This window comes from Sulfitobacter sp. 1A10359 (assembly GCF_043558145.1).
GTDB classification, from domain to species: domain Bacteria; phylum Pseudomonadota; class Alphaproteobacteria; order Rhodobacterales; family Rhodobacteraceae; genus Sulfitobacter; species Sulfitobacter faviae.
This window is the reverse complement of sequence record NZ_JBIFGB010000007.1, coordinates 116,280-143,174: the sequence shown is the minus strand read 5'-3', so window position 1 is coordinate 143,174 and position 26,895 is coordinate 116,280. Positions and strand designations below refer to the sequence as shown.

General features: G+C 65.0%; 24 protein-coding genes. 4 read left to right on the top strand and 20 right to left on the bottom strand.

Annotated features, from left to right (window positions below; genetic code table 11):
• Position 1: 1 nt before the first annotated feature.
• The 12 genes from ACGYK2_RS14935 to ACGYK2_RS14880 form a co-directional block, all read right to left on the bottom strand.
• Positions 2-733, bottom strand: a complete 732-nt coding sequence (locus ACGYK2_RS14935; RefSeq protein ID WP_271688885.1) for an SDR family oxidoreductase — start codon at positions 731-733, stop codon at positions 2-4.
• Positions 730-1,296: a DUF3833 family protein gene (locus ACGYK2_RS14930; protein WP_067267771.1), complete on the bottom strand. Its 567-nt coding sequence runs from the start codon at positions 1,294-1,296 to the stop codon at positions 730-732. Before ACGYK2_RS14930 ends, ACGYK2_RS14935 begins: the two co-directional genes overlap by 4 nt.
• Positions 1,293-2,528, bottom strand: a complete 1,236-nt coding sequence (locus ACGYK2_RS14925) for an MFS transporter (protein WP_271688884.1) — start codon at positions 2,526-2,528, stop codon at positions 1,293-1,295. The genes ACGYK2_RS14930 and ACGYK2_RS14925 overlap by 4 nt, the downstream gene beginning before the upstream one ends.
• The gene (locus ACGYK2_RS14920; protein ID WP_271688883.1) at positions 2,525-3,313 is read right to left on the bottom strand and encodes a DUF1365 domain-containing protein; all 789 of its coding nucleotides are present in this window, start codon (positions 3,311-3,313) and stop codon (positions 2,525-2,527) included. The genes ACGYK2_RS14925 and ACGYK2_RS14920 overlap by 4 nt, the downstream gene beginning before the upstream one ends.
• Positions 3,310-4,629: an NAD(P)/FAD-dependent oxidoreductase gene (locus tag ACGYK2_RS14915; RefSeq protein WP_271688882.1), complete on the bottom strand. Its 1,320-nt coding sequence runs from the start codon at positions 4,627-4,629 to the stop codon at positions 3,310-3,312. Before ACGYK2_RS14915 ends, ACGYK2_RS14920 begins: the two co-directional genes overlap by 4 nt.
• Positions 4,630-4,765: 136 nt before the next feature.
• On the bottom strand, positions 4,766-5,779 hold the full coding sequence (locus ACGYK2_RS14910) for a pyridoxal-phosphate dependent enzyme (RefSeq protein ID WP_271688881.1): 1,014 nt from the start codon (positions 5,777-5,779) through the stop codon (positions 4,766-4,768).
• Positions 5,780-7,024, bottom strand: a complete 1,245-nt coding sequence (locus tag ACGYK2_RS14905; protein ID WP_271688880.1) for a DNA recombination protein RmuC — start codon at positions 7,022-7,024, stop codon at positions 5,780-5,782.
• Positions 7,021-8,910: a DNA mismatch repair endonuclease MutL gene (mutL, locus tag ACGYK2_RS14900; protein WP_271688879.1), complete on the bottom strand. Its 1,890-nt coding sequence runs from the start codon at positions 8,908-8,910 to the stop codon at positions 7,021-7,023. Before mutL ends, ACGYK2_RS14905 begins: the two co-directional genes overlap by 4 nt.
• 296 nt (positions 8,911-9,206) lie before the next feature.
• A complete protein-coding gene (locus ACGYK2_RS14895) occupies positions 9,207-10,136 on the bottom strand; it encodes a metal ABC transporter permease (RefSeq protein WP_271688878.1) in 930 nt (309 codons plus the stop codon).
• Positions 10,133-11,338, bottom strand: a complete 1,206-nt coding sequence (locus ACGYK2_RS14890; RefSeq protein WP_067266713.1) for a metal ABC transporter permease — start codon at positions 11,336-11,338, stop codon at positions 10,133-10,135. The genes ACGYK2_RS14895 and ACGYK2_RS14890 overlap by 4 nt, the downstream gene beginning before the upstream one ends.
• Positions 11,335-12,129, bottom strand: coding sequence for a metal ABC transporter ATP-binding protein (locus tag ACGYK2_RS14885; protein ID WP_271688877.1), 795 nt, complete (start codon positions 12,127-12,129; stop codon positions 11,335-11,337). Before ACGYK2_RS14885 ends, ACGYK2_RS14890 begins: the two co-directional genes overlap by 4 nt.
• A gap of 3 nt (positions 12,130-12,132) precedes the next feature.
• The gene (locus ACGYK2_RS14880; protein WP_271688876.1) at positions 12,133-13,122 is read right to left on the bottom strand and encodes a metal ABC transporter solute-binding protein, Zn/Mn family; all 990 of its coding nucleotides are present in this window, start codon (positions 13,120-13,122) and stop codon (positions 12,133-12,135) included.
• 177 nt (positions 13,123-13,299) lie between these two features.
• Here ACGYK2_RS14880 and deoC point away from each other — a divergent pair, with 177 nt between their 5' ends.
• Positions 13,300-14,313 carry a deoxyribose-phosphate aldolase gene (deoC, locus tag ACGYK2_RS14875; protein WP_271688875.1) on the top strand — a complete coding sequence of 338 codons (1,014 nt, stop codon included), beginning with the start codon at positions 13,300-13,302 and terminating at the stop codon, positions 14,311-14,313.
• 44 nt (positions 14,314-14,357) lie between these two features.
• Positions 14,358-16,703, top strand: a complete 2,346-nt coding sequence (locus ACGYK2_RS14870; protein WP_271688874.1) for an aldehyde dehydrogenase family protein — start codon at positions 14,358-14,360, stop codon at positions 16,701-16,703.
• Between the two features lie 56 nt (positions 16,704-16,759).
• Here the strand turns inward: ACGYK2_RS14870 and ACGYK2_RS14865 are convergent, their stop codons facing one another.
• The 6 genes from ACGYK2_RS14865 to ACGYK2_RS14840 all read right to left on the bottom strand — a co-directional run bounded on the left by ACGYK2_RS14865 (position 16,760) and on the right by ACGYK2_RS14840 (position 23,910).
• Positions 16,760-18,082 (bottom strand): pitrilysin family protein, encoded by a 1,323-nt coding sequence (locus ACGYK2_RS14865; protein ID WP_271688873.1) that lies wholly within the window; start codon positions 18,080-18,082, stop codon positions 16,760-16,762.
• Complete coding sequence (locus ACGYK2_RS14860) at positions 18,079-19,425, bottom strand: pitrilysin family protein (RefSeq protein WP_271688872.1); 1,347 nt, start codon at positions 19,423-19,425, stop codon at positions 18,079-18,081. Before ACGYK2_RS14860 ends, ACGYK2_RS14865 begins: the two co-directional genes overlap by 4 nt.
• 64 nt (positions 19,426-19,489) lie before the next feature.
• On the bottom strand, positions 19,490-20,002 hold the full coding sequence (locus ACGYK2_RS14855) for a DUF3035 domain-containing protein (RefSeq protein ID WP_271688871.1): 513 nt from the start codon (positions 20,000-20,002) through the stop codon (positions 19,490-19,492).
• A gap of 52 nt (positions 20,003-20,054) precedes the next feature.
• Entirely contained in the window at positions 20,055-20,543 is a 489-nt protein-coding gene (gene lspA / locus ACGYK2_RS14850) for a signal peptidase II (RefSeq protein WP_271688870.1), read from the bottom strand.
• Positions 20,544-20,558: 15 nt separating this feature from the next.
• Positions 20,559-22,145: a bifunctional phosphoribosylaminoimidazolecarboxamide formyltransferase/IMP cyclohydrolase gene (gene purH, locus ACGYK2_RS14845; protein ID WP_271688869.1), complete on the bottom strand. Its 1,587-nt coding sequence runs from the start codon at positions 22,143-22,145 to the stop codon at positions 20,559-20,561.
• 16 nt (positions 22,146-22,161) lie between these two features.
• Complete coding sequence (locus tag ACGYK2_RS14840; protein ID WP_271688868.1) at positions 22,162-23,910, bottom strand: heparinase II/III family protein; 1,749 nt, start codon at positions 23,908-23,910, stop codon at positions 22,162-22,164.
• 164 nt (positions 23,911-24,074) lie between these two features.
• Between ACGYK2_RS14840 and ACGYK2_RS14835 the strand changes: the two genes are divergently transcribed.
• Entirely contained in the window at positions 24,075-24,824 is a 750-nt protein-coding gene (locus tag ACGYK2_RS14835) for a phosphate/phosphite/phosphonate ABC transporter substrate-binding protein (RefSeq protein WP_271688866.1), read from the top strand.
• A gap of 3 nt (positions 24,825-24,827) precedes the next feature.
• Here the strand turns inward: ACGYK2_RS14835 and ACGYK2_RS14830 are convergent, their stop codons facing one another.
• Complete coding sequence (locus ACGYK2_RS14830) at positions 24,828-26,099, bottom strand: RsmB/NOP family class I SAM-dependent RNA methyltransferase (RefSeq protein ID WP_271688864.1); 1,272 nt, start codon at positions 26,097-26,099, stop codon at positions 24,828-24,830.
• 199 nt (positions 26,100-26,298) lie between these two features.
• Between ACGYK2_RS14830 and ACGYK2_RS14825 the strand changes: the two genes are divergently transcribed.
• Positions 26,299-26,499: a DUF1674 domain-containing protein gene (locus ACGYK2_RS14825; RefSeq protein WP_271689916.1), complete on the top strand. Its 201-nt coding sequence runs from the start codon at positions 26,299-26,301 to the stop codon at positions 26,497-26,499.
• A gap of 5 nt (positions 26,500-26,504) precedes the next feature.
• Here ACGYK2_RS14825 and ACGYK2_RS14820 read toward each other — a convergent pair whose 3' ends face one another.
• Positions 26,505-26,864, bottom strand: a complete 360-nt coding sequence (locus ACGYK2_RS14820; protein WP_271688862.1) for a dihydrodipicolinate reductase — start codon at positions 26,862-26,864, stop codon at positions 26,505-26,507.
• Positions 26,865-26,895 lie beyond the last annotated feature (31 nt).

Sequence of the window (26,895 nt, the reverse complement as noted above, 5' to 3'; positions counted from 1 at the left end):
TTCAGGAAAAGAACCGGTAATACAGCCAATCCGGCAGGAAGCGCCCCAAACGGAACAGCAGTGAGAAGCCGTAAGGGAAATCCAGTTTAAAACTGTCGCTGTTCATATGCTCGAAGACGCGCCGCGCGGCGTCATCGGGCTCCATCAAAAAGGGCATTTTGAAATCGTTCTTGTCGGTCAACTGGGTCTTGATAAAGCCCGGGTTGATCGCCTGCACCTGCACGCCCGTCTTGCGCAGATCGGCATGCATGCATTCCGCCAGCGACAGCGTCGCCGCCTTGGAGGCCGTATAGCCGATGGAGCCGGGCAGCCCGCGATAGGCGGTCAGGCTGGAGGTGATGACGATATGCCCGTGATCGCGGGCGACCATCTGCGGCACCACCTGCCCCAAGACGCGCATCAAGCCGGTGAAGTTCACGTCGGCCATGGTCACCCCATGTTTCGCGTCCCAATCCCGCGCGCCAAAGGGCCAATAGGCCCCCGCCAGATAGACCAGCCCGTCGATCGGCCCCACATCCTTGGCCGCCTGTGCGACGTCTTCGTCATCGGTCACATCCATGACCCGCACCCGTGCCCGCCCCGGCAGCGCCTGCGCGAGTTCGGTCAGCTTGTCTTCGGACCGGGCCGAGAGGATCACCTCGGCCCCGGTGCGGCTCAGCTGATGCGCCAGTGCTGCGCCAAGCCCGTCGCTCGCGCCCACCAGCCAATAGGTCTTGCCTTGCCAGTCTTTCATCTTTCCTCCGTCGGTCGCAGGGTGGCGACCAATTCTGCTACTTTGATCCCGAACTTCCGAAACTGGCTGCGATTGACGATGGTGCCATCGGGGGTGAGATACATCCAATCGACGGTTTTCAGCACATGGCTGCCCAGTTCCTCGGGCAGTTGGATACGATAGCGCAACTGCAATGTCGGACCAGCCTGAACGCCCTGCCCCACCCCGATCACATCCGGCGCAGTGCTGGTGAAACGTCCATTCTCGCCCAGTGTCACGGTCCATTCGCGCTGCTGACGCGAACCATCGTTATAGCGAAAACTCTCGGCAACTGTGGCGACATCGCCCTCCCAAGACACGTCGAACTTGGCCGTGAAGCTGCTGGTGACCCGGCCAAGGGGGCCGAAAATCACGCCCTCGCAGATCATCTCATCGCGCAGATGCAAACGCAGGTCGAAGACGGGGAAGGAATCCACATAGTCGCTGGGCGATTGCCCGTGAAACTCCCCCAACCGGCGGCGCAGGAAGGTGAGCAATAGACCAAGGCCCAGCCCGACAGCGATAAAGATCAGCGGCTCTGTCACGATGTCTCCACGTCTTTTGCACCGGCGAGAAGAGCGATCGCCAGCAATTTCAGGGCGCAAGGTACACCGGCATAGAACCAGATCAACAGGGAGATGGATGTGTCGGAACTGGTTCCCGTCGCGGTCTGCAACCCTGCGCCTTCTAGGGCGGGAAGTAGGGCCGCCGCCGCGAAAGCCAAGGTCAGTTTGGACACGAAAGACCAAAGGCCAAAGCCTTCGGCCGCCGAGGGAGAGATCTGCGCCATGCGGTTGGCGAACATGGCAGGCAGTAGGGTGAGGTCGGCCCCCAAGACCGCGCCGGAAGCCAGACAGACCAAGGCGAACAGCACCACATCCCCCGGACCCAGAAACAGCGCCCCGCCGAAAGCGGCGATGCCCAAGGCCATCGCCGCCAAAAGTACCCGGCGCGGGCCGTGGCGTTCGGCCAGCATCCCCCAAAGCGGAGCTGCCGCCGCCGCTGCGATGAAAAACAGCAGCAAGAGCGGCCCCTCCCATCCCGGTGCCTCAAGCGCCAGTTCGACGTAAAAGAGAAACAGGGTCGAGGTCACGGCCACCGGGGCGGCATTGACCAGAGCGATCAGCAACAGCCGCCGCGCCTGCCCGTCGCGCAAGACGATGCCGAAACCGCTCGCCCCCGGCAACCCTGTCGCCCGCCACTCCCTGCGCATCGCGACCACGGCCCAGAGCGCTAGAACCGCGAACCCGATCGCGAAACCGGCAAAAGGCCGGTCCAGCGCCAAGCCCAGCAGCAGGGGCGCGACAGAGGCGAGACAGACGCCCAAAAGCGCCCCGGTCTCGCGCCAGCGGGCGAGGGTCAGATGTCCGGCCCCCGGCAGGCTGTCGGCCTTGGCCACCCCTTGGGCATAGAAACAGATGGTCAGAAAGCTGAAGGCCGAGAAGACCAGCGTCAGCATCAGGGCGAACCACAGCACGGGCGCCATTGGCGCGGGCACCGCGAAAAGCCCCAGCATCGCCAGCGCCATCACCGCCCCCGCCACCGTCACCGCCAGCCCGCGTTTGTGGCGCAGCGCTTGGGCCAGCCATCCAAGCGCGGGGTCTTGCACCACGTCCAACAGCCGCAATCCAAAAAGCACAGAGCCAAGCGCCGTCAGCGAAACCCCGTATTCATCGACATAGAACTTCGGCGCGTGAATGTAGATTGGCAGCCCCGCCGCGGCGAGCAATGCGGCGAAAAGCGCATAGGCGGGCAGCCGGGCCGCGCGCGCCCTCATCGCCCGCCCGCGCCATGGGCCGCATCGCGGGAAACCTCGACCTGCGGTGCCTCGGGGCGGTTGCGGAACCCCGCCCCCTTGAGCCAGAGCTTCAGCGCCTGCCAATGGATCAGCGCCAGCACCCGCCGCGCCCCAAAGGGGCGGCGCAGCAGCGACCATAGGATACGGCCATTGGTCAGCGGCGCACGCGGCCCGGTCAAGGTGGCGATCAACCCGTTCTCCCCATCCGAGAAATCGATCCAGATGCCGATCCGCTCAGCACTGATGTCAAAGCGAAAGACATAGCCGCCCGAGATGTCCTGAAAGGGCGAGACATGCATGAGCTTTGCAGCCCGCAAGCGATCCTCAGGCGCGATGGGGCGCAGGTCGGGGTGATGGCAGAGATAGGAATGCCGGTCGCCATAGGTATTCGTGACCTCGGCAATCACGGCAATCAGCGCATCATCGGCCCGACGGCAGAGCCAAAAGCTGACCGGGTTGAAGACATGGCCCAGCATCCGCGGCTGCGCCAGAAGTTCGATCCGCGCGACCCCGGTGATGTCATGCGCCGCCAAAACCTCGCGCACCCAAGGGGCGCCGCGCCCCTGCCCCGGCGCGCCGCCGTGGTCGCTGTCGTGCAGGCTGGTCACATTCGCACCATTGCGGGCGAAAAGCGTGGGCGTCCTTAACGCCCCGGTCTCGGCGTCGCAGATCACATAGTCGACCGAATAGCGGAAACGGTTCTCGACCGCGCCCTTGCGGCCATGGAAGGTCTGGCCGCGGATATGATCGACCTGAGCCGTCACTCCGCCGCCAAGGGCGCCGCCCGCGCGGCCTGCATCCGTTCGACCACATCCACCGCGCTGGCCAGCCCGTCTTCGTGAAAGCCATTGCGCAACCATGCACCGCAGAACCATGTGTTATGGCTGCCGTTGAAGGCGCGTACCTCGTCCTGCGCGGCTAAGGCGGCAAGGTCATAGACCGGATGGCGCAGGGTCACTTGGTCATAGATCAGCTCTTCGCGGATGGTGCGTTTGGTGTTGAGCGTGACAAAATGCGGATCGTCCTGCGGGATCGGTTGCAGCGAGTTCATCCAATAGGTCAGGTCGATCCGGTCGGACTTCTGCTCACGATCCTCGGTATAAACCCACGATGCCCAAGTGGAGCGCCGCTTGGGCATGATGCTGGCATCGGCATGCAGCACGATGTCATTGGGCTGGTAGCGGATGGCGCCGAGGGCGCGCTGCTCGGCCTCGGTCGGGTCGGACAACATCGACAGCGTGTCGTCGGAATGGGTGGCAAAGATCACCTCGTCGAAAGTCTCCCACTCCCCGCCATAGGCGCGGACCTCGGCCCCCTGCGCCGTGCGGCGCACCGCCTGCACAGGGCTGTCGGTGCGCAGGTCGACACCTTTGGTGCGCAGCGCACTCTCCAACCGGTCGACATATTGGCGCGAGCCGCCTTTGACCGTGTACCACTGGTGCTGGCCGGAATAATTCAGCAGCGCGTGGTTTTCGAAGAAATTGACCATGGCATGGGCGGGGAAATCCATGATCTTTTCCGTCGGGGTGGACCAGATCGCACCCGACAGGGGCGACAGGTAGAAGTCGCGGAAATATGGCCCGGTGCCCAGCTGGTCGAGAAACTCTGCGATGGTCATCGACGGGTCGCGCGACACCGCCAGCGCGTTCTTGTTGAAATGCAGAATGTCCCGCAGCATCCGCAGGAAAGGCGGGCTGAACATATTGCGTTTCTGGGCGAAGACCGCGTTGAAATTGGTCAGCGCATATTCCAGCCGCCCGCCATCAATCGACGCGCCGAAGCTCATGTTCGAGGGTACGACCGGCACGTCCAATTCCGCAAACAGCGCCGCAAGATGCGGGTAGTTGGCATAGTTGAACACGATGAAACCGGTATCGACCGGCTGATCGCCATTCTTGCCCGCGATCACCGTCCGCGCATGGCCGCCGATCTTGGCCCCCGCCTCATAGAGGGTGACGCGGTCCGCAGGTGCCAGCATATGCGCCGCCCCCATGCCGGAAATCCCGCCGCCAATCACGGCGACACGCCGCCCAAGCGGCTGTGGAGGGAGGGTACTGTCGTTCAGAGCTTCGAAAGGCATAGGCGTCCTGCTTTGGTCCGGAACTTTGGATATGGGGCACCCACGGGTAAAGGGGAGTTAAAGTTGCAGCGCCCGATAGATTTTCTTGGAAGAATGCACGCAGCACCGCGACCGCGTGCAAAGCCCTTGGAGGGCACTAGGACAGCAGGCTGTCGAGCGCCGCTTGCCCGCGGCTGAGCTGGCCCAAATAGCTGTCGGTGTCGATATTGGCCCCGCAGACGATCACGCCGACGCGCCGCCCAGCCAATTGACCACGCAGGGGGCCGAACGCGCCCGCCATCGCGGCCCCGGCGGCAGGTTCCACCGCCAGTTTTGCCGCCTGTTGCAACACCACCATCCCGGCGCAGATCGCATCGTCGCTGACCGTCACCACGTCATCGACATAGACCGCGCAAAGCGCATGGCCGAAAGGCAGCGCCATCGGCGGGGCAAGGCTGTCGGCGATTGTGTTGACCTGAGGGATCGTCACCGGCGCGCCGGAGGCGAGGCTTTGCGACATGCTGTCGGCGCCCTCGGGCTCCACGCCATAGACCCGACAAGCGGGGTTGATCGCCTTGACCGCGGCGGCGACACCGCTGATCAGCCCGCCACCGCCGACCGAGACGACGACCGCGTCCAAATCCGCCACCTGCGCCATCAGTTCCAGCCCCACCCCGGCGGTGCCGAGCGAGGTGTGCAGCCCCTCGAAAGGATGGATAAAGAACCGCCCCTCTTCGCGCACCAACCGCTCGGCCTCGGCAAAGGTCTCTTGCCCGGCGGGTTTCAGGATGACCTCGGCCCCGGTGGCACGGGCGAGGGCGACGCGAAAGGGGTTGGCATTGTCCTGCATCACCACCTTGGCGCTGATGGCAAGCTTGGCCGCGGCCCAGCCTGCGGCAATGGCGTGGTTGCCCGCGCTGGCCGCGGTGATCCCGCGCCCGCGGGTGTCATCGTCAAGCTGTCGCGCCACCGACAGCGCGCCGCGGGCCTTGAAGGTGCCGGTATGCTGGAAACACTCCAGTTTGAGCGCGACCCGCGCGCCGCCCAGCACCTCGTCGACCATGGGAGAGGAGAGCGTCACCACCGGTGTTTGCACGATATCGCCCCGCAACGCGGCGGCCCGCGTCTGCATCGCCTCCAGCGTCATCCCGGTAATGTCCACGTCGTTCATTCAGCCGTTCCCTTCGGGTGTCCTTAGGGGAACAATAGCCTCGGTTTTGGCTTCTGCCAGTTCTTCGAAGTCGAAATTATGCAAGCGCCCCGCGCGTTTGGCGGCTTTTTCGCTGCTGACTTTGATCTCTTCCACGTCCCGCCGCGCTTGGGTGAAATGCCGGTCGAGGTTGCCCACCCGGGTCGCCAGACGTTCTACATCCTTGTTCAGATTGCCCAACTCTTTGCGGATCGCGCCTGCCTGTTCGCGCATCCGCGCGTCCTTCAGGATCGCGCGCATGGTGTTGAGCGTGGCCATGCAGGTGGTCGGGCTGACGATCCAGACGCGTTTCTCAAAGCCTTCGCGCACGAGTTCGGAAAAATTCGCGTGCAACTCGGCATAGACCGCCTCGGAGGGCAGGAACATCAAGGCGCCTTCCGCCGTCTCCCCCTCCAGAATGTATTTGTCGGCGATGGCATTGAGGTGCACCCGCACGGCGGTCTTCATCTGTTGGGCGGCGGCGCGGGTCTCGGCTTCGGTCTTGGCGCGGCGCAGGGCCTCATAGGCTTCCAACGGGAATTTACTGTCGATCACGATCGGCCCGGGCGGGTTGGGCAGATGGATCAGGCAATCGGGCCGCTTGCCGTTGCTGAGCGTGGCTTGCAGCGAATAGCTGTCGCTTGGCAGGGCTTTCGACACGATATCCTGCAACTGGATTTCACCGAAGGATCCGCGCGTTTGCTTGTTGCTGAGGATGTCTTGGAGCGACAGCACGTCGCCCGACAGTTTGGTGATATTATCCTGCGCCTTGTCGATCGAGGCCAGACGCTCCTGCAACTGCGCAAGACTGGAGGTGGTGCGTTTGGACGAGCCGTGCAGCGTCTCGGTCATGCGCTGCTGCATCTCGGCGAGCGAGCGCGCCGAGCGGGCAGCGTTGTCGGCCAGCCGGTCCTGCATCTGCTGCTGCACATAGGCCAGCCGCGCTTCCATCGTCTGCATCATCTGCGCTTGGGTGTTGCTTTGCGTGTCCGAGACCATTTGCAACCCGCCGCGCAGCTGCTCCTGCCCTTGCCCCAATTGCTGCACATGGCCGCCAAGCACGCGCATCTGCTGCGCCAAGGGGGCGGCCACACGGGCCGAACGGCCCGCGGCGCGGACCGCCATGATCAGCAGGATGACGATGAGCAACAGCAGCCCCGCGCCCGCAAGGGCCAAGAGCGTTACAGGGTTGGAGAGGGTCAGGGTCGTGCCGCCAAGCTCCATCAAGTGCGCCCGAAGAGCCGTTCAATATCGGCGAGTTTGAGTTCAACATAGGTGGGCCGCCCGTGGTTGCACTGGCCCGAATGCGGCGTCGCCTCCATCTCGCGCAAGAGCGCGTTCATCTCTTCGGCGCGCATCCAGCGGCCCGAGCGGATCGAGCCATGACAAGCCACCCGGCTTAGGATCGCTTCGATCTTGGCCTGAACGATGTTGCTGCTCTCGCCCTCAGCCAACTCATCGAGCACGTCGAGGATCAGCGCACGGGCGTTCACGGTGCCGAGGATCGCAGGCGTCTCGCGCACAGCGATGGCGCTGCCGCCGAAGGCTTCGATGCCAAGGCCAAGTTTCGCCAGTTCCTCCGCCAGTTCCAGCAGGCGCGCGCAGTCATTGGCGGACAGTTCGACGATCTCGGGGATCAGCAGCGCTTGGGCCGCGACGCCGTTCTCGTTCATCTGCCGCTTGAGTTTTTCATAGACCAGCCGCTCATGCGCCGCATGCTGATCGACGATGACCATGCCATTGGCGGTCTGGGCGATGATGTAATTTTCGTGCACCTGCCCCCGCGCGGTGCCAAGCGGGTAATCGGGGGTGGGCGCGGCCTCTTCCGCTTCGGGGGCGGCGGCATGGCTCGGCGCGGGGGTCTCGGGCAGCGGCGTGCCCTCCACCCGGCCCCAAACGCCTGCGGTCTCGGCAAAGCCGGGGGCCTGCGTCTGATAGGCGGCCTCCCGTGCGGCGGGGCTGGGGCGGTCCATGCCCGCGCGGTCCATCTGATAGACCCGCGCGCCCTGCGGCTCAGGCTGCATCGCGCCCAGGGTCGCCTGCGCCACGGTGGTCGAAGCGCGGTGTCCCGCTTCAGCCAGCGCGTGGCGCAGGGCCGAGACGATCAGCCCCCGCGCCAGCCCCGGATCGCGAAAGCGCACTTCGGATTTCGCGGGATGCACGTTCACATCGACGAGCGTCGGCGGGCATTCCACAAATAGCGCCGCCGCCGGGTGACGGTCCCGGCTCAGGAAATCGAAATAGGCCCCGCGCAAAGCTCCGGTCAGCAGTTTGTCCCGCACCGGGCGGCCATTCACGAAGAGATATTGTGCCACGGCAGAGCCGCGCGAGTAGGTCGGCAGAGCAGCGAAACCGGTCAAATGCAACCCCTCGCGCATGGCGTCGATGGGCAGGGCATTCTCGGCAAACTCGCGCCCCAGCACCTGCGCCAGTCGGCCATGCAGCGCATCGAAGAGATCGCCCTGCTCGGCCTCGGCGCGGAACACATCGCGGCCCTTACCGTCACCTGAGACATCGCGCAGCACGAAACGCACGAAAGGCTCGGCCATGGCCAGCCGTTTGATGACATCGCCGATCGCCTGCGCCTCGGCCCGGTCGGTGCGCAGAAACTTGAGCCGCGCAGGCGTGGCGAAGAACAGATCGCGCAGGGTGACGATAGTGCCCCCGTTCAACGCCGCCGGGCGCACCTCGCCCATGCGGCCCCCGTCGACGGTGATCTCGGCCCCGTCGAACCCGGCCGCGCGGCTGGTAATCGTGAGCCGCCCGACAGCGCCGAGCGAGGGCAACGCCTCGCCGCGGAAGCCGAAGGTGTGGATATCCAGCAGGTCGGAACCGTCGATTTTGGAGGTCGCATGACGCGACAGGGCCAGCGGCAAATCTTCGGGCGCGATGCCGCAGCCGTCGTCCGTGACACGGATCATCGTCTTGCCGCCATCGGCATATTCCACGGTGATGCGCCGCGCGCCCGCGTCGATGGCGTTCTCGACCAATTCCTTGACCGCCGAGGCGGGCCGTTCGACCACCTCGCCCGCGGCGATGCGGTTGATCGCGGAATCGTCCAACTGACGGATGACGGGGCGAACTTCGCTTATATTGGGGGTCGGGCTGGGCATACCGCAAGACCTAGCATGGCGGCTTTTGATTCTGCCAGATGTGAATGCGTCTATGAGAGCCGGGTATCAGAGGTTCTGGGCAAAGTCAGCGGACCGCCGCCAAAGGTGGGGCGATCCGCTGCTGGGTCGGCTACTCGGCGCACTGGTGCTTTTGTTATTCCGGTCTTATCAGAGCGGCGGGCGACCCGGGTACAAGTCGTCTCCGGCGGAGCTTGTCACCTGTATAGACGCAGGACGAATCACAGGTCAAAGCAAAAGCGAATCAGTCGCCGATAAAACGAATCGTTGCGATTCGGTTAAGCAGTGGGCGCGGCGGCGCCTCTATGCCGATGCGGCCCCATCACTGCCGCGGCGCCAAGGATCAGCCCTGAGACAGTCGCGATCATCCCCGCCGCCGAGACCGAATCCCGCAGCCCAATCCACAGCGGCCCGTAACCTGCCAAGACATAGCCCAAAATCGCGGCCACCGTGGCAAAACCCACCGACCATGCAATCTGATGCTCCAGCCGGTTGGTCATCATCCGCGCCGCAGCGGGCGGGCAGATGAACATGGCGATCACGATGATGCTGCCCACCGCGTCAAAGGCGGCCACGGCGGCAATGGCGGCGACGATCACCAGCCCAAGGCCCAAAGGGCCGGTCTTCATCCCGATGGTGCGGGCAAAGCCTTCGTCGAATGTGCTGATCTTGAGCGGACGCCAGAACACCGCCGTGAAAAGCGCAACGAAAAGAAACGTGATCGCCATGCGCGGCAGCTCCACCGGGATGGTCGCCAGCGCCTCGGGGTCGAGCAGCGCCCCCCAGCCGGTCGCATCCAGCCAGATCAGGCTTTCGAGGTTGCCATAAAGCGCATGTTCCACGTCGAGATGCACATTGCTGGTGTCGGATTGTTCCAGCAGCAGCACGCCGCCCGCGAACATCGCGGTAAAGACCACGCCCATGGCCGCGCCGGATTCGATCTTGCCCAAACGGCGCACGCCTTCGATGGCCAGCACGGCGACCAGCGCCGCGCCCGCCGCGCCCAGCAGCATCGGCCAAGTGCTGACCACACCGGTCAGCAGGAACGCCACCACGATCCCCGGCAGCACCACATGGCTGATCGCATCGCCGATCAACGCTTGGCGGCGCAGGACAAGGAAGTTCCCCGGCAAGGCGCAGGCCACCGCCACGAAGATGCCCGTCAGCATCGGCACCAAAGACAGGGGGACGAATTCGGAACCGTTCATGCCATCACCCCGCCGCGCATGTCGATGCGGCTGTCGATTTCGCGGATTTGGTCGGCGGTCAGCACCGTCTCGATGGGGGTCAGACCGTCATATTGCTGGGCCGCCGCCTCGTAAGCTGGATCGCGGCGGATCAGTTGCCAGCGGGTTTCATCGCGCAGCGCCTTGGCCGCGCGGCCCCGGCCCGCCTTGGTGGCGACCCCATCGGGCAGGGCGTAGCCCTCGGCCCGCAGCAGGCGGAGGGTAAGTTGTTCGTAGATCGGCTGCCCATGGGCCAAGGCCAAAAGCCCCTGCCGCAGATGGACCCGACGCTGATAGCGCCGGTGCCGCAGTAGCGCCGACAGCGCCCCGCGCCCCGGTGCCAGCAGCAGCGACAGCGCAAAGAGCGCGAAGCCCACCAGAACGATGATCGGCCCCGTTGGCAGGTTCGGCTGGGCCGCTGACAGCGCCGCGCCGATATAGGCCGCAATGCCGCCGAGCGCGCCCGAGATCAGCACCACATGGTCGGTTCGCTCGCTCCAGAAACGCGCGGTGACGGGCGGGATGATCAGCAGCGCCACGATCAGGATCAGCCCCACGATCTTGAGCCCGACCACCGTCACGGCCAGCACCAGCCCCATCATCGCCAGATCCGTGCGCGGCACGTTCTGCCCGATGGCGGTGCCATATTCAGGATCGAAGGAGGCCAGCGTCAGCGGGCGGCGCAAGAGCAGCACCAGCGCCAGCGTCAGCGCCGCCGCCACGGCGATGATCAGCGCATCGCTGCGCAGCATCCCGGCGGTAGAGCCCAAAAGGAAATCCTCCAGCCCCGCCTGACGCCCCGCGCTCATGGTCTGGATCACTGTGAGCAGCACGATGCCAAGGCCAAAGAAAACCGACAGGACCGACCCGATCGCCGCATCTTCGGCCAGTCGCGTGCGGTTGCTGAGCCATGAGACCAAGAGCAGCCCCACCCCTGCCGACAGCGCAGCCCCCAGCAGCAGGCCGATCAGGTTGCGCCCATCGCCGCCCAAAGCGACCATCACCATGAAGGCCAGCGCCACGCCGGGCAGTGTCGCATGCGAAATTGCATCGCTCACCAACGCCCGTTTGCGCAGAAACAAGAAGGTGCCGCCGACGCCTGCCGCCATGCCCAAAAGCGTGGCCCCCAGCGTCACCAGCGTGGCGTTATAGCCCAGTTGCAGTGTCAGCGCGTCCCAGATCATGACAACTGCAAAGCATCCATCTGCGCGCCCGCCAAACGCCCGCCATAGGCGTCTTGCAGGTGGTTGGACTTGAAAACCTCCGCGACGCTGCCCTCGGCCACGCGGTGGGTGTTGATCAGGAAGACATTGTCGAAATACTCAGGCACCGTGGACAGATCATGGTGCACGGCGACGACCGTCTTGCCCGCATCCCGGAGGGATTTCAGCACAGCGATGATCGCCTTTTCCGTCGCCGCATCGACCCCGGCAAAGGGTTCGTCGAGCAGGTAGAGATCCGCATCCTGCGCCAAGGCCCGCGCAAGGAACACCCGCTGCTGCTGGCCGCCCGAGAGTTGGCCGATCTGGCGGGTGGCGAAATCCTCCATCCCGACGCGGGCCAAACAATCGGCGGCGCGGGCGCGGTGCACGGGGCGGATGCGGCCCAAAAGGCCCAGTTGCGGGTAAAGCCCCATCAGCACCACGTCGATCACGCGGGTTGGGAAATCCCAATCCACACTCGCGCGCTGCGGCACATAGGCGATGCGGTGGCGCTGCTCGGCCACCGGCTTGCCATAGACGGTGGCGGTGCCCGCCAGCGGGGTAAGGATGCCCAAAGCGGCCTTGAGCAGCGTCGATTTCCCCGCCCCGTTCGGCCCGATGATCGCCGTCATCTTGCCCGGCTCGACGGTCATATCCACCGAAAAGACCGCAGGCTTCTGCCCGTAGGAAACGGTCATCCCACGCAGGGCGAGCGGGCTGTCGGCGCGGGCGGTCGGCGCGGTCTCACGCGTACGGGCGAGTTCGAGTGTCATGGATCAGCTTCCCTGTGCCAGCTTGCCGGTCATCCCGCCCGCATTCACCGGCGCGCCGAGCGCGCGGGCGATGGTGGTGACGTTGTGATCGATCATACCGATATAAGTGCCCTCATAGCTGCCCGGTTCCCCCATGGCGTCACTATAGAGCGACCCGCCGATCACGACCTTATGACCGCGCGCCGCAGCCCCCTCGACCAGTGCGCGCATGTTACGGTCGGACACCGAGGTTTCGACGAAAACCGCGCCGATCTCGCGTTCGACAAGCTCATCGACGAGCGAAGAGATGCGATTGAGCCCCGCCTCGCTGTTGGTCGAGATGCCTTGAATGCCGATCACCTCGAACCCAAAGGCGCGCCCGAAGTAGCTGAAAGCGTCATGCGCCGTGACCAAGACACGCTGGCCTTCGGGCACCTGCGCCACGGTCTCGGCGGCATAGGCTGCGAGTTGGTCCAGTTCCGCGCGGTAGGTCTTGGCATTCGCGGCAAAGGTCTCGACCCCCGCCGGATGTGCTTCGCTCAGCGCGCGGGTCACCTCATTCACCACGGCGATCCATGTGTTGGGGTCCATCCAGACATGCGGGTCATAGCGGCCCTCGTAATCCGGGTGGCTGAGCAAACCATCCTTGGGCAGCGCATCGGCCACGGCGATCACGGCGCGTTTGCGGCCCAGATCTTCAAAGAACCGCTCCATCTGCGCCTCAAGGTAAAGGCCGTGCCAGAGCACCAGATCGGCCCGGGTCAGCGCCACGATGTCGCTGCGTGTCTGGCGGTAGCTGTGCGGATCGACGCCCGACCCCATGAGCGAGCGGACCTCCACCAGATCGCCACCGATCCGCCGGGCGGCGTCAGCGATCATGCCGGTGGTCGCAACGACGTTGAGCTTTGGCGCGGCAAAGGCAGCGGGCGCGGCCCCGAGCAGGGCAAATGCGCTCAAGCCGCCGATTAAAGCGGTGCGGCGGGACGGGCGAAACAGATCAGATGCATGTGTCATGGAGGTATTAATGAGAACGATTCTCAATTAAGTCAACAGTTGAGAATGGTTCTCATTAACAATTTCCACATTTCGCCTGTTTTTCAGGCATTCGACCGGTGACGCGGGGTTAGCGTCGCTTGCTTTGGCCCCTGCCCCATGCCATTTTGCGCGCCTGACCAAACCGGAGAGACCCCGATGGCCACCCAGACGACCCCGCAGCACCGTGAGACAGAGACCGACGCGCCGGGCCATCTGCCCCAGGTCACCGAACCCCGCGTCGAACCGATGCCGCTTGATATGGATTGGCTGCGCTCGGTGCAGGCGAATACCTCGGCGATCGAACGCCGCGCCGCCGCCCTGCCCGCCCGCCGTTCGCTGAAAAAGGACCACCAAGCTGCGTGGCTGCTGCGCGCGGTGACCTGTATCGACCTGACGACCCTTTCGGGCGACGACACCGCACGCCGGGTCGAACGGCTTTGCGCCAAGGCGCGGCAACCGATTGCGCCCGATCTGCTCGACGCGCTTGGCATGGCGCCGATCACCACCGGCGCGGTCTGCGTCTATCACGAGATGATCCCCGCCGCGCGGCGCGCGCTGGAGGGGACGAACATCCCCATCGCCGCCGTCTCAACCGGGTTCCCGGCAGGGCTGTCGCCCTTGGAACTGCGCATTCGCGAGATCGAGATGAGTGTTGAGGCCGGGGCGAGTGAGATCGACATCGTGATCTCGCGCCGTCATGTGCTCTCGGGCGACTGGCAGGCGCTTTACGATGAAATGCGCGCCTTCCGCGAGGCCTGCGGCGAGGCCCATGTAAAGGCGATCCTCGCCACCGGCGAATTGGGATCGCTGCGCAATGTGGCGCGGGCGTCGCTGGTTTGCATGATGGCCGGGGCCGATTTCATCAAGACCTCGACCGGCAAGGAAAGTGTTAACGCCACCCTGCCCGTGAGCCTCGTCATGATCCGCGCGATCCGCGAGTATTACGCGCGCACCGGCGTGCGCGTGGGCTACAAGCCCGCGGGCGGCATCTCGAAGGCCAAGGATGCGATCACCTATCTGGCGCTGATGAAGGAAGAGCTGGGCGACCGTTGGTTGCAGCCTGACCTGTTCCGCTTTGGGGCGTCCTCGCTCTTGGGCGATATCGAGCGGCAGTTGGAGCATCATGTGACCGGCAATTATTCGGCGGCTTACCGCCACGCGACCTCCTGAGCCCGTTGCTGGCTGCGGGAAGGTATTTGGAAAAGGATGAAGGCATGAGCGTGTCCGACATATTCGAAAGCATGGAATACGGGCCAGCCCCGGAATCGGCGGCAGATGCGCTGGCGTGGATCGTCGATCAGGGCGGGCGGTTTGGCCATTTCATCGATGGCGCCTTCACTGCGCCGGGGGCGGGGTTTGACAGCACGAACCCGGCGACGGGTGAGGTCTTGGCCAGTCTAACGCAGGCGTCGCAGGGCGATATTGACGCCGCCGTGAAGGCGGCGCGCAAGGCGCAGCCCAAGTGGGAGAAGCTGGGCGGCCATGGCCGGGCGCGGCATATCTATGCGCTAGCGCGGCTGTTGCAGAAACACGCGCGGTTGTTTGCAGTTTTGGAGGTCTTGGACAACGGCAAGCCCATTCGTGAGGCGCGCGATATTGACGTGCCCTTGGCGCAGCGGCATTTCTATTATCACGCGGGCATGGCGCAGTTGATGGAGAGCGAACTGCCCGATGCGCAGGCGCTTGGGGTTTGCGGGCAGATCATCCCCTGGAACTTCCCCCTGCTGATGCTGGCGTGGAAGATCGCGCCCGCACTGGCGATGGGTAATACCGTGGTGTTGAAACCTGCGGAATACACCTCGCTGACCGCGCTCTTGTTTGCCGATATCTGCCGTCAAGCGGGGCTGCCCAAGGGTGTGGTCAATATCGTGACGGGCGATGGCACCGTGGGCGAGATGATCGTCGGCCATCAGGATATCGACAAGATCGCCTTTACCGGCTCCACCGCCGTTGGCCGCCGCATTCGCGAGGCGACGGCGGGGTCCGGCAAGGCGCTGACCTTGGAGTTGGGCGGAAAATCACCTTACATCGTTTTCGACGATGCCGATCTGGATAGCGCCGTCGAAGGGCTGGTCGATGCGATCTGGTTCAATCAGGGGCAGGTCTGCTGTGCCGGCTCGCGCCTGCTGGTGCATGAGCCGGTGGCGGATCGGTTCTATGCCAAGCTGCGCGCGCGGATGGAGAAGCTGCGCGTCGGCGATCCCTTGGACAAAAGCATCGACGTGGGCGCGCTGGTCGACCCGGTGCAATACAAGCGCGTGAACGAGATGGTCGAGGCCAATACCGCCGGTGAGCGTTTCGTGGCACCGGGGGCGATGCCTGAGAATGGCTGTTTCTATCCGCCCACCCTGATTACCGGGCTGAACCCGGCGGATCGGCTGATGCAGGAAGAGATTTTTGGGCCTGTGCTGGTCTCCACCACCTTCCGCACGCCCGGCGAGGCGGTGCAGCTGGCCAATAACACGCGCTACGGTCTGGCGGCGACGGTCTGGACCGAGAATGTGAACCTTGCCCTCGACATCGCGCCGAAGTTGGAGACCGGGATCGTTTGGGTCAATGGCACCAATATGATGGATGCCGCAGCCGGGTTCGGCGGCAAGCGTGAAAGCGGCTTTGGCCGCGAGGGTGGTTGGGAAGGTCTGGCGGGCTATACCAAGCCGAAGACCTCCGCGAAGCCCTTGAAAGAGATCGAAGCTTTCTCAGGTGAGGGCGCGCCGGAGGAGGGGATCGACCGCACCGCGAAGCTTTATATCGGTGGCAAACAGGCGCGGCCCGATGGCGGCTATTCCGCGCCGGTCTGGGGCAAGTCCGGCGGGCTTTTGGGGCATGTGAGCCTCGCCAACCGCAAGGACCTGCGCAATGCGGTCGAGGCGGCACATGCGGCGAAGGGCTGGTCGAAAACCACCGGCCATCTGCGGGCGCAGATTCTGTACTACATTGCCGAGAACCTTTCGGCGCGCGGGGATGAATTCGCAGCACGTCTGGATGCGATGCAGGGCACGAAGACGGGCCGCAAGGAGGTCGATGCGGCCATCGACCGGCTGTTCACCTATGCCGCTTGGGCCGACAAATACGACGGGCAGGTGCATGGGGTGCCGATCCGCGGCGTGGCGCTGGCGATGAAGGAACCCGTGGGTGTGATCGGCGCGCTTTGTCCTGCCGAGGCGCCTTTGCTGGGGCTGATCTCTTGCATGGCGCCCGCCATCGCCATGGGCAACCGTGTGATCCTTTCGGCCTCCGAACCCTTCCCGCTGGCGGCGACGGACTTCGTTCAGGTGCTTGAGACATCGGACATGCCCGCGGGCGTGGTGAATATCCTGACCGGCCCGCAGGCGGATCTGGCCGAGGCGATGGCGCGTCATATGGATGTGGATGCGGTCTGGTCCTTCGGCGCCGCGGCGCTTTCCGGCATTGTCGAGAAAGGGGCCGCGAGCAACATCAAACGCAGCTGGGTCAACCATGGCATGGCGCGGGATTGGTTCGGGGCCGAGGGCGCGGGGCGCGACTTCCTGCAGGCCGCGACCGAGGTCAAGAATATCTGGGTGCCCTACGGCGAATAACGCCCACCGCCCGGCCTAAGCAGAAGCGCCGCCCCCTTTCGGGAGCGGCGCTTTTTTCATTCCTGCGCTGTGTCTGCGGCCTCTAGCCCTTCGGGCTGGCCGACAACAACGAAATGCAGGTTTTCAGGCTCCAACAGCTCGGCAGCGACGCGTTTGACGTCTTCGAGCGTGACCGCCTCGACCCTGTCGTTGCGGGTGGCGATATAGTCGGTTGGCAGGCCCAGCATCTGCATGCCGACGAGGATATTGGCAATGGGCGTATTCCCATCGAAGCGCAGCGGATAGGCGCCGGTGATATAGGTTTTGGCGGCGTCCAGTTCCTCTTGCGTGATGCCTTCGGCGGCGGCCTTGGCCCATTCGGCGCGGATCACCTCGATCGCGTCGGCGATGCGGTCATTGGACGAGCTGACAGAGCCGAGGTAGGTCTCGGCCAGATCACGCGGGGCGAGGTAGGAATAGACGCCGTAGGTCAGGCCACGTTTCTCGCGCACCTCGGTCATCAGCCGGGATTCGAAACCGCCGCCACCGAGGACGTGGTTCAGCACCGTCGCGGTGAACCAATCGGGATCGTCCTGCGCGAGGCCGGGCTGACCAAAAAGCGCGACGGACTGCGGGGTGGCGAAATCGACCACGGTGGTGCCACTGGGGATATCGACCTCGGCCCGGGGCGGCATCGGCGCACCCTCGGCGGGCAGCCCCCCCAACAGTTTGTCGAGCATCTGGCCCAACTCCTCGGGTGTGATGTCGCCCACCGCGCCGACGATGATGCGGTCCCGCGCCAGCACCGCGCGATGCGCGGCGAGCAGATCGTCACGGGTCAGGCCAGCGACGCTTTCCAATGTGCCATTGAGCGAACTGCCATAGGGGTGATCCCCAAAGGCGATCCGGTCAAAGGTCTGTTGGGCGATTTTGTTGGGGTCTTTCTGGTTCGACTGGATGTTCGAAATCACTTGGCCGCGCACCCGCTCAATGGCGTCTTCGTCGAAACGCGGCTCCTGAAGGGCCGCGCGCAGAAGGTCGATTGAGGGCGCGAGGTTCTCGGTCAGGAAACGTGCGGAGACGGAAAGCGCATCGTCAGAGACATCAAAGCTGAGGTTCGTGGCCAGCGCTTCGGTCGCGCGGCTGAAGGCGCGGGCGTCCATCTCGCCCGCCCCTTCTTCCAAGAGGCCGGTCATCAGGTTGATCGCACCGCGTTTGCCGGGGGCATCGAGAGACGCGCCGCCACGGAAACGGATTTCCAACGCCACGAAGGGGATCGAAGGCTCCTCGACCAGCCAAGCGGTGATGCCGCCGGGGCTGGTCACCTCCTGAATATCGACCTCGGCGCGGGCGGGGAGTGCGGCAATTACCGTCAGGATCAGGGCGTAGATCAGTCTCATTGCGCGTCCTCCTTCATCAGCCAACCGGTGACCGATGCGCGTTTGTCGAACAGGTCGCGGGCGGCCTGCATGATGTCCTCGGCGGTGACGGCCTGAAGCACATCGGGCCATGCCTGCACGTCCTCGACCGTAAGCCCGATGGCGAGGGCCGAACCATAGCGGTGCGCTACGCGGTCCGCGTCGTCGCGGGCGTAGATCTGATCGGCACGCAACTGCGCCTTGAGACGTTCGAGGTGTTCCGGGTCGACACCGGCCTCCATAAACTGCGCGAGCGCCTCGTCCAGCGCCTCTTCGGCCTGTTGCAGGCTGACGCCGGGCACGGGCAGCACGACAAGGTCAAAGGTCGTGTCGTCCAGCGTGTCGGCCTTGTAGAAGGCGCCGGTGTAATTGGCGATCTGCGCGTCGAATTGCAGTTTCTCGGCAAGGTAGGACGTGGTGCCGCCGCCCAGCAATTCGCTAAGCAGCAAGAGCGCCGCCGCTTCCTCCTGTTCGCCGCTGTCGCGTTCCTGCGCAAGGTAGGAGCGGCGGACATAGGGCTGGGCCACGCGGGCGTCTTTGTAGATCAACCGGCGCTCGGCGATCTGGGGCGGCTCTTCGGTGCGCAGACGCTCCGGCAAGGCGGGGTTGGCGGGGATTTGGCCATAGGTGGCCTCGGCCAGTTCGCGCACTTCTTCCGGCGTCACATCGCCGGAGACCACGAGGATGGCGTTATTGGGCGAGTAGTAGAGTTCATAGAACGACAGCGCATCTTCGAGGTCCAACTCCTCCATCTCATGTTTCCAGCCGATGATCGGCACGCCGTAGCGGTGGTTGAGATATTGCGCGGCGTTGAGTTGTTCGCTGAACAGCGCGGCGGGGTTGTTCTCGGTCCGCTGGTTGCGTTCTTCGAGGATCACATCGCGTTCGGTTTCGATGTTTTCGGGGGTCAAACGGATGTTCTTCATCCGGTCGGCCTCCATCTCCATCATCAGGCCAAGGCGGTCTGCCGCGACGCGCTGGTAATAGGCGGTGTAATCGTAGCTGGTGAAAGCGTTGTCGCGCCCGCCGTTGGCCGCCACCGTGGCGGAAAATTCGCCCGCTTCCAGCTTGTCGGTGGCTTTGAACAGCAGGTGTTCAAGGAAATGCGCCACGCCGGATGACCCTTTGGGTTCATCCGCCGATCCTGCGCGGTACCAGACCATCTGCTGCACGACCGGGGCGCGGTGGTCTTCGACGACCACGACCTCCATGCCGTTATCAAGGGTGAAATGGGTGACCGCTTCGTTCTCGGTCTGCCCCGCCTGCGCGGCGGGGGCTGTGAAAAGCGTTGCCACCAGGGCCGCCATCATCGGCAGTCGGATCATTGCTTACCTCGAAATATATCGCCTCTCGCATTACCTACGCGGTCTGGCGCTACTTTCAAGAAGCCTAGCGAAAACGTGTGTCCTGCGGCGGGTAGGACGGCGTCCGCCCGCCTGCCCTGCGCCAGCGCTCCGCCTCGCTATGGGCGTCGAGGATCATGCGCTTGTAGGCTTGGCCGTAGCGATCAACCGGGACAATGCGGAATTGGGTAAAGCGGCCCTTGCGCTTGCGGAATTTCGCGTCGGCCTCGGCCAAGCTCTCACGGATGCCGGGCTGCACGCCCATCCGGCCCGCATGTTGGACCAGCGCCGCATCTCCCGCCGGGATGCCAGCAGAGGTATCCAAACGCCCGCCGAATGCCGCCACCCCTTCGGCCACCGCCGAGCGGTCGGTCAGGTTCGCCTGCCCCGGCGCCGGCGTGGGCAGGGTGTTCAGGTTGTCGGGACGCTCCAGCGGCTTAACCGGTTGGATCAGGAACTCATCAGGCCCTTCAGAAGTCGGCTGCAAATCGCGAAGGCCCTGATTGCTGCAGGCGGCGAGGGCCAGCGGGATCAAGCTGATGAGGGCAATGCGGCGCATGGTGTCTCCTTTCGGGGTCTGCTTGTTCAATATCGCAGGCAAGCGGGCAATGTCACTGACCTTTTTTGCCCCGGCGTTTGGGCGCGCTTTTCGGCTCTCCGGTAAAGAGGATCAGGCCAAGGGCGCCGACAAAGATAAAGACGTCCGCCAAGTTGTAGACGAAGGGGTTGTTGATGCCGCAGCAGGAGTTGTTCAGGAAGTCCAGCACATAGCCATAGATCAGCCGGTCTGCCACATTCGCTAGCGCCCCGCCGACCAGCAGGCCACCGCTGAGCTGCGCCCAACGCCCATGCGGGCTGCGCCAGAGCCATAGGGTGACGCCCGCGCAGATCACCAGCGCCACCACGATCAGCACCCATTGGCTCATGTCGCCGCCAAGGCCAAAGTTGATGCCCCGGTTTTCCCCATAGCGGAAATTCAGCACCGGCGGCAGCACGTCGATGGAGCGGACACGCGCCAGTTCCATCATGTGAATGACCACATATTTGCTGATCTGGTCGATCAGAAAGGCCACGAAGGCCGCGATGCCGAATGTCCGCATGGGGCTCCCCTTTGCCTAGTGCCGGAAGTGGCGCATGCCGGTGAAGACCATGGCAAGCCCCGCCTCATCGGCTGCCGCGATCACCTCGTCATCGCGCATGGAGCCGCCGGGCTGGATCAGCGCCGTGGCACCGGCCTCTGCCGCGGTGATCAGACCGTCGGCGAAGGGGAAGAAGGCATCGGAGGCCACGACCGACCCTTGGGTCAGGGGTGCCGCGATATCCATCACCTCGGCCATGTCCTGCGCCTTGCGCGCGGCGATGCGCGTGCTGTCCACCCGGCTCATCTGGCCTGCGCCCACGCCTACGGTGGCACCGTCTTTGACATAGATGATGGCATTGGATTTGACGTGTTTCGCCACGGTCCAGGCAAAGAGCATGTCATCGAGTTCTTGATCCGATGGCTTGCGCTTGGTCACCACTTTCAGGTCATCGCGGGTGATACGGCCCACGTCTTTGTCCTGCACGAGGAACCCGCCCGAGACCTGCCGCACGGCGAGCGCAGCGGCAGTCGGGTCGGCCAGACCTTCGGTAGTCAGCAGACGCAGGTTCTTCTTGGCGGCGAAGATGCGTTTGGCATCCTCGTCCGCACCCGGCGCGATGACGACTTCGGTAAAGATCGCGGCGATGGCCTCTGCCGTTGGCCCGTCCAGCGGCTGGTTCAACGCGATGATGCCGCCGAAGGCCGAGGTGCGGTCACAGTCGAAGGCCCGTTTATAGGCCTCGAGCAGGGTCTCCCCGCGCGCCACGCCACAGGGGTTGGCGTGTTTGATGATCGCGCAGGCGGGGCCGTCCTTGGGGTCGAACTCGCTAACCAGCGCAAAGGCCGCGTCGGTGTCGTTGATGTTGTTGTAGGACAGTTCCTTGCCTTGGTGCTGCACGGCGTTGGCCAGACCGGGGGCATTGGAGCCATCGGTGTAGAAGGCCGCCTGCTGATGCGGGTTCTCGCCATAGCGCAGGGTCTGGGCCAGCGTGCCGCCGAAGGTGCGGCGGCGCGGCGTGGCCTCGACCTGCGCGGCCATCCATGTGCTGACGGCGGTGTCATAGGCCGCGGTGCGGGCATAGGCGGTCTGGGCCAGACGCTGGCGCAGAGCGTAGGTGGTCTGACCGTCGTTGGCCTCCATCTCGGCAATCACCTCGGCGTAGTCCTCGACATCCACCACCACATTGACGAAACCGTGGTTCTTCGCCGCCGAGCGGATCATCGCCGGGCCGCCAATGTCGATGTTCTCGATCACCTCGGCGTATTCCGCGCCCTTGGCGACGGTTTCCTCAAACGGGTAAAGGTTCACCACCACCAGATCGATCGCGCCGATGTTGTGTTCGTTCATCGCGCCGACGTGTTCGTCATTGTCGCGCAGGGCCAGCAGACCGCCATGCACGACCGGGTGCAGCGTTTTCACGCGCCCGTCCATCATCTCGGGAAAGCCGGTCACATCGGCCACATCCAGAACCTCAAGCCCCGCGTCGCGCAGCGCTTTCGCGGTGCCGCCGGTGCTGAGCAATTCGACGCCCCGCGCCGCCAAAGCCTTGCCAAGGTCCAAAAGACCGGTCTTGTCGGATACGGAAAGCAGGGCGCGTTTGATGGGATAGAGGTCGGGCATGGGGCTGGTTCCTTGGTCAGTCTTCATCAGCATAGGGATCGTCGATCGACAAATCTCGCACGCCAATCGCAGTTTCCTGCGCTTTTGACAACGACCAGCGCACCCGCGTGGCATAGTTCATGGCATAGCCCGAGAGCACGATCTGCTGCGCGGCGCGCGGTTTTAAGCGGGTCGTCTCAAGGTAAACCCCCGGTTCCAAAGACAGATTATGGGTGCCATCATGGCGAAACACCCAAATCTCCCCGCTTTTCAGCGCCATGGATATTGCAGCCCCGCCAAGGTCCAGCGTGGCATCCACATCCGGGTGCAGGTGAAACCGGATGTCGAAGGCGACCCCCTTTGACTGGGCAGCGTTCAGCACCTTGTCAAAGCGCCGCTTCTCCGCCCCCTCGATCGCCAGCAACATATCCTCCCCCGAGAGGCCGCGCCCGTCTGCGGTCAACTCCAGCCGCCGCGCATGGGTCAGACCGTGGCTGCGCAGATAGGCGTCATGCGCGCCTTCGAAACGCAGCCCATCCGCCGCCTCTCCGATCTCGACGGGCACGTGGCGCGGGCCCGCGATCAACGCCTCCGCCCCGCTATGCGGATCAGGCTCCGCCAGTCGCGCGCTGGAATGGCCGACGAGCGACAGGGCCGAATGCGACGGCGTGGCGCGCCCCGCCCGCCGCCACTCCAGCCCGAAGGACGCGCCGGAGCCGCAGTTCACCACCAAGGGCCGCCGCCCCGAGGTGAGCTCGAATGCCAATGTGGAGGCATGGGCATTGGTCGAGGCCGCACCGCTTGGCGGGGCTGCCGCATCGACGATCACGCTGGTGCGGCCTGCGGACAGTCTTGCAAAGCCCATGGCCAGCCCATCGGGCTGCCGCGTCCTGACCTTTGCCGCCGCCAGCGCGTGGTCCAGCCAGCCCTCCATGCCGCGCCCGCCGCCGTGAAACCGCGCCAACGCCCCATCCGCATGGCGTAGGCTGCGCAGGGTCGGCGCGATGCGCTCGATCGCGGTCAGATGCTCCCTGGGCGTGCTGCGGCCCGCATCGCTCAGCGCGGCGGCGGCCCATGTCAGCAGGGTGAAGACGGCCAGCAGTTCCTCGGGGTTGCGCGTGGGCAGCCCCCCCTCGGCATCGATCTGGCTGGCGCATTCCCGGGCGAGGGCCTTGACCGCCGGATCGGCCAGTTCGGCCAGCCCCTCAAGCGACAGGCTGGCATAGATCAGCCCGGCCAGCGCCTCAAAACGCGGCAGGCCGGGGGCCGCCCCGCGCCAGCGTTTCGACAGGAACCGGGTCTGCCGTTCGAGGGATCGGTAGAAGGCATCGCTCTGCTCGGTCTCCGTCCCCCGCAGCATAAAAAGCGCGTGATTGATCCACCGGATCAGCCGCCGCCCCGTCAGCGCCGGGGTCCAGCCCGGCCCCTGCCCGCGCCCGAAACGGTCGATCCAGCCCCAAAGCCACGCCTGCGCCGCCCCCCGCGCCCGCGCATCGCCCACCGCAGCGAGGTCATCGAGCCACGCAAAACCGTGCAGTTCCGCGGCAAAGGCGGGGTCAGGCGGGCTAAGGTCCCACATGGCGGCTTGCGGCGCGGTCAGCAGGCTGCCGGCAAAGAGGTAATTGCCCGCCATCAACTGCCGCCCCCGCGCGAAAGAGCCGATGGTGCGCGGCTCGGGCGAGGAGGTGAACGCGACGACCCGCCCCCGGCCCCGGGTCGCACGCCAAGCGTGCCAGCGGTTCAGAAACCGCGCCCTGCGGGCCATGACGCTGGAAAGATTAATCATATCAAGCTGCCCCTGACGCTCTGCTGGCGTTTGGCGGCAGCATAACCGCGGCCCCACAATGAGTCACCGGATTTTCCCCGCGCGGCGGAGGATCGGCGGGGAACCGACGCTTGCCACCGCGCGGCGGCGCGGCCTAAACAGGAACACCCCAAGCGGAGCCGCCGATGATCGCCAGCCTGATGATGTACCTGCGCCCCGAGACAGCCGAGGCGACAGGGCGCTACTGGGCGTTAATCCGTGACGCGCTGCGCGCACAGGGCATCCCGGCCCCGGAAAGGCTGAGCGATGATGCCGAGGAATTCGCCGTCTGGACCGCGCTGGACCTCACCCTTTCCCAGACCTGCGGGATGCCTTACCGCCTGTGGCTGCACGACCGTGTCACGCTGATCGGCACGCCGGACTTTGGCGTCGAAGGCTGCCCGCCGGGGTATTACAACAGCGTTTTCGTGGTTCGCGCCAATGATCCCCGTGAAACAATTTCCGATTTCCACGCGGCGCGCTTCACCTACAACCAGACGTTCTCGCAATCAGGCTATGCCGCCCCCTACGCGCATTGCCGGGCGCGGGGCTTTTGGTTTGCAGAGCGTAGCCAAAGCCACAGTCACCGCGCCTCGGCCAAGGCCGTGGCCGAGGCGCGCGCGGAGATCGCGGCGCTGGATGCAGTCTCTTGGCGGCTGATCGAAAGCCATGACGCTTTCGCGGGCGACCTGCGGGTGCTAGAACGCACGGCCCCCACCCCCGGCCTGCCCTATATTGCGGCAGCGGGTGCCGATGCGGTGGCAACAGCCGCGGCGGTGCGCGCGGCCATTGGCGGACTCACGGCAGCAGATGCCGCCACGCTAGGGCTCCGCGGCCTCATAGACATCCCGAAAGCGGCCTATCTCGCCGTCCCCTCCCCACCCGACGGGGCGTGAGGGTCAGTCCTTGCGCAGACAGGCGATATAGAACCCGTCCATCCCGCCTTGATCGGCCCAGAAGTCGGGGCGCAGGCGCAGCCCGCCCTCTTCGGTGTGCCAGTCGGCCTCGACGCCGGGCACCTCCAGCGCGGCGGTGTCGACGGTCATGTCGCCATGCCGCTCCAAGGCTTCGTCGACCTGCACCTCGCCCTCGTCCGGCAGCAGGCTACAGGTGCAGAACACCAACCGCCCGCCGGGCTTGAGTAGGCTCCAGGCATGGTCGATCAACTCGGATTGCAACTCGATCAGATCACCGAATTCCGATCCGTCTTTGGCATAAGGCAGGTCCGGGTGGCGGCGGATGGTGCCGGTGGCGGAGCATGGCGCGTCCAGCAGAATGGCGTCGAATGTGCCCTGCACGGCGCGCGCATCCTTGGTCAGCGTCTTGGCCTTCAACCCCACGCGGGCAAGGTTTTCCTTCACCCGCTGCATCCGGGGATGCGACTGGTCGACAGCGGTAACGACCGCCCCCGCAGCGGCAAGCTGCATGGTCTTGCCCCCCGGCGCGGCGCAGAGGTCCAGCACCGTCTCGCCCTCCTTCGGGGCCAGCACCCGCACCGGGATCGCGGCGGCGGCATCTTGCACCCACCAGTCCCCCTCGGCGAAGCCCGGCATGGTAGAGACCTGCCCGGCATCCGTCACCCGGACGGAGCCTGTCGGCAGCAGCGTGCCGCCCACCGCCTCGGCCAAGGCGGCAGCATCGCCCTTGGCGGTCAGATCAAGCGGTGCGCCCGCAAAATGCGCCTGTTCCATCGCGGCCATGGCATCGGTGCCCCAAGCCTCGGCCAGCGGTCCGCGCAGCCATTTGGGCAGGCGCGGCGCGCGCAGGGCACCCCACGCCTCGGGCCCCTGAGCGGCGACTTTGCGCAGCACGGCGTTGGTCAGCCCTTTGAGATGGCTCAGCGTGCGGTGTTGCGAGACGAGGTTCACCATCGCGTTCACCACCCCATGCGCGGCCCCGCCCTGACAAAGCTCGACCGCGCCGACCCGCAGCACATTGCGCACGGTCAGCGGCGGTGCCTTTTGCAGGTGCTTTTGCAGCAACCGGTCCGCCCGTTCCAACCCGCGCAGCGTGTCCTGCGCCAAACGCTGCGCCCGCGCCCGATCATCGGGGGGCAGCTTGTCCAGCGCGCCCGCGGCAAGAAGCTCGGACATCAGTCGCGGCTCATCGCCCAAAATCTGATCCAGCAGATAAACCGCGCTTCTGCGGGCCTGAACGCCTGTGTCTGCCATGGTCATATCCTATCTGGGTCTGGCTTGAGGGGTTGCCGGGTTGTCTGGGCCAGCGGGCGACGTATATCAAGGGAGAACTTGGCTCAAGAGGACCATGATGCCCGATCAACGCCCCATTCCCGACAGCAAACCCGGCCCTGATCCCACGCCCAGCCCCGCGCCGGACCTGCCCCCGCAGCCCAAACCGCGGCCGAAACCGATCCCCGACACGCCGCAAGACCCGACGCCAGCCCCCGGCCCCGATCTGCCCGCCGCCGCCCAGCGCGCCTTGGCCGAGGCTGCCGCCCGGCGTGAGGCGGCAGCCGCGCTCGACATGCCCACCGAACTTGGCGGGCGCGATGGGCCAGAGCCTGTGCGCTATGGCGATTGGGAAAAGAAAGGCATCGCCGTCGATTTTTAAGCGCCTCAGCGCAGGGTCAGCACCGCCGACTCCCCCGCGCCCCTGTCAGAGGTAAAGCGGAGTTTCGCGCCATCGCGGGCGACCAATTGGCAGTTATAGCCCAGATCCTTGCCGCCCCAGACAAGCGTGCGGCAGAAATAGCCGTCTTTCCACGACCACTTGCCGGTCACCTCCCAAACCGCGCCCCTGCCGGAAATGGCCCCGCCTGAGGTGACCCGCAGATCGACCAGCGGGCGGGTTAGCCTTTTGCCATTCACTGCGGCGATGAAGTCTGACTTATTTTGAATACGGGCATATTCCGCCGCAGCGGGCAGACCAACAGCCGCGAGCATCGCTGTCACAGCCAGTGCAAAGGTAATCTTCATCGAAACCTCCCTTGGGGTGAGTTGCCTGAGG

What these genes read in the sequence shown, in the direction of transcription:
- ACGYK2_RS14820 (WP_271688862.1), bottom strand. Translation starts at nt 26,864, where the DNA reads ATGAAGATTACCTTTGCACTGGCTGTGACAGCGATGCTCGCGGCTGTT.
- ACGYK2_RS14915 (WP_271688882.1), bottom strand. Translation starts at nt 4,629, where the DNA reads ATGCCTTTCGAAGCTCTGAACGACAGTACCCTCCCTCCACAGCCGCTT.
- purH (WP_271688869.1), bottom strand. Translation starts at nt 22,145, where the DNA reads ATGCCCGACCTCTATCCCATCAAACGCGCCCTGCTTTCCGTATCCGAC.
- ACGYK2_RS14925 (WP_271688884.1), bottom strand. Translation starts at nt 2,528, where the DNA reads ATGAGGGCGCGCGCGGCCCGGCTGCCCGCCTATGCGCTTTTCGCCGCA.
- ACGYK2_RS14840 (WP_271688868.1), bottom strand. Translation starts at nt 23,910, where the DNA reads ATGATTAATCTTTCCAGCGTCATGGCCCGCAGGGCGCGGTTTCTGAAC.
- ACGYK2_RS14830 (WP_271688864.1), bottom strand. Translation starts at nt 26,099, where the DNA reads ATGGCAGACACAGGCGTTCAGGCCCGCAGAAGCGCGGTTTATCTGCTG.
- lspA (WP_271688870.1), bottom strand. Translation starts at nt 20,543, where the DNA reads ATGCGGACATTCGGCATCGCGGCCTTCGTGGCCTTTCTGATCGACCAG.
- ACGYK2_RS14885 (WP_271688877.1), bottom strand. Translation starts at nt 12,129, where the DNA reads ATGACACTCGAACTCGCCCGTACGCGTGAGACCGCGCCGACCGCCCGC.
- ACGYK2_RS14890 (WP_067266713.1), bottom strand. Translation starts at nt 11,338, where the DNA reads ATGATCTGGGACGCGCTGACACTGCAACTGGGCTATAACGCCACGCTG.
- ACGYK2_RS14895 (WP_271688878.1), bottom strand. Translation starts at nt 10,136, where the DNA reads ATGAACGGTTCCGAATTCGTCCCCCTGTCTTTGGTGCCGATGCTGACG.
- mutL (WP_271688879.1), bottom strand. Translation starts at nt 8,910, where the DNA reads ATGCCCAGCCCGACCCCCAATATAAGCGAAGTTCGCCCCGTCATCCGT.
- ACGYK2_RS14870 (WP_271688874.1), top strand. Translation starts at nt 14,358, where the DNA reads ATGAGCGTGTCCGACATATTCGAAAGCATGGAATACGGGCCAGCCCCG.
- ACGYK2_RS14865 (WP_271688873.1), bottom strand. Translation starts at nt 18,082, where the DNA reads ATGAGACTGATCTACGCCCTGATCCTGACGGTAATTGCCGCACTCCCC.
- deoC (WP_271688875.1), top strand. Translation starts at nt 13,300, where the DNA reads ATGGCCACCCAGACGACCCCGCAGCACCGTGAGACAGAGACCGACGCG.
- ACGYK2_RS14855 (WP_271688871.1), bottom strand. Translation starts at nt 20,002, where the DNA reads ATGCGCCGCATTGCCCTCATCAGCTTGATCCCGCTGGCCCTCGCCGCC.
- ACGYK2_RS14835 (WP_271688866.1), top strand. Translation starts at nt 24,075, where the DNA reads ATGATCGCCAGCCTGATGATGTACCTGCGCCCCGAGACAGCCGAGGCG.
- ACGYK2_RS14910 (WP_271688881.1), bottom strand. Translation starts at nt 5,779, where the DNA reads ATGAACGACGTGGACATTACCGGGATGACGCTGGAGGCGATGCAGACG.
- ACGYK2_RS14880 (WP_271688876.1), bottom strand. Translation starts at nt 13,122, where the DNA reads ATGACACATGCATCTGATCTGTTTCGCCCGTCCCGCCGCACCGCTTTA.
- ACGYK2_RS14935 (WP_271688885.1), bottom strand. Translation starts at nt 733, where the DNA reads ATGAAAGACTGGCAAGGCAAGACCTATTGGCTGGTGGGCGCGAGCGAC.
- ACGYK2_RS14860 (WP_271688872.1), bottom strand. Translation starts at nt 19,425, where the DNA reads ATGATCCGACTGCCGATGATGGCGGCCCTGGTGGCAACGCTTTTCACA.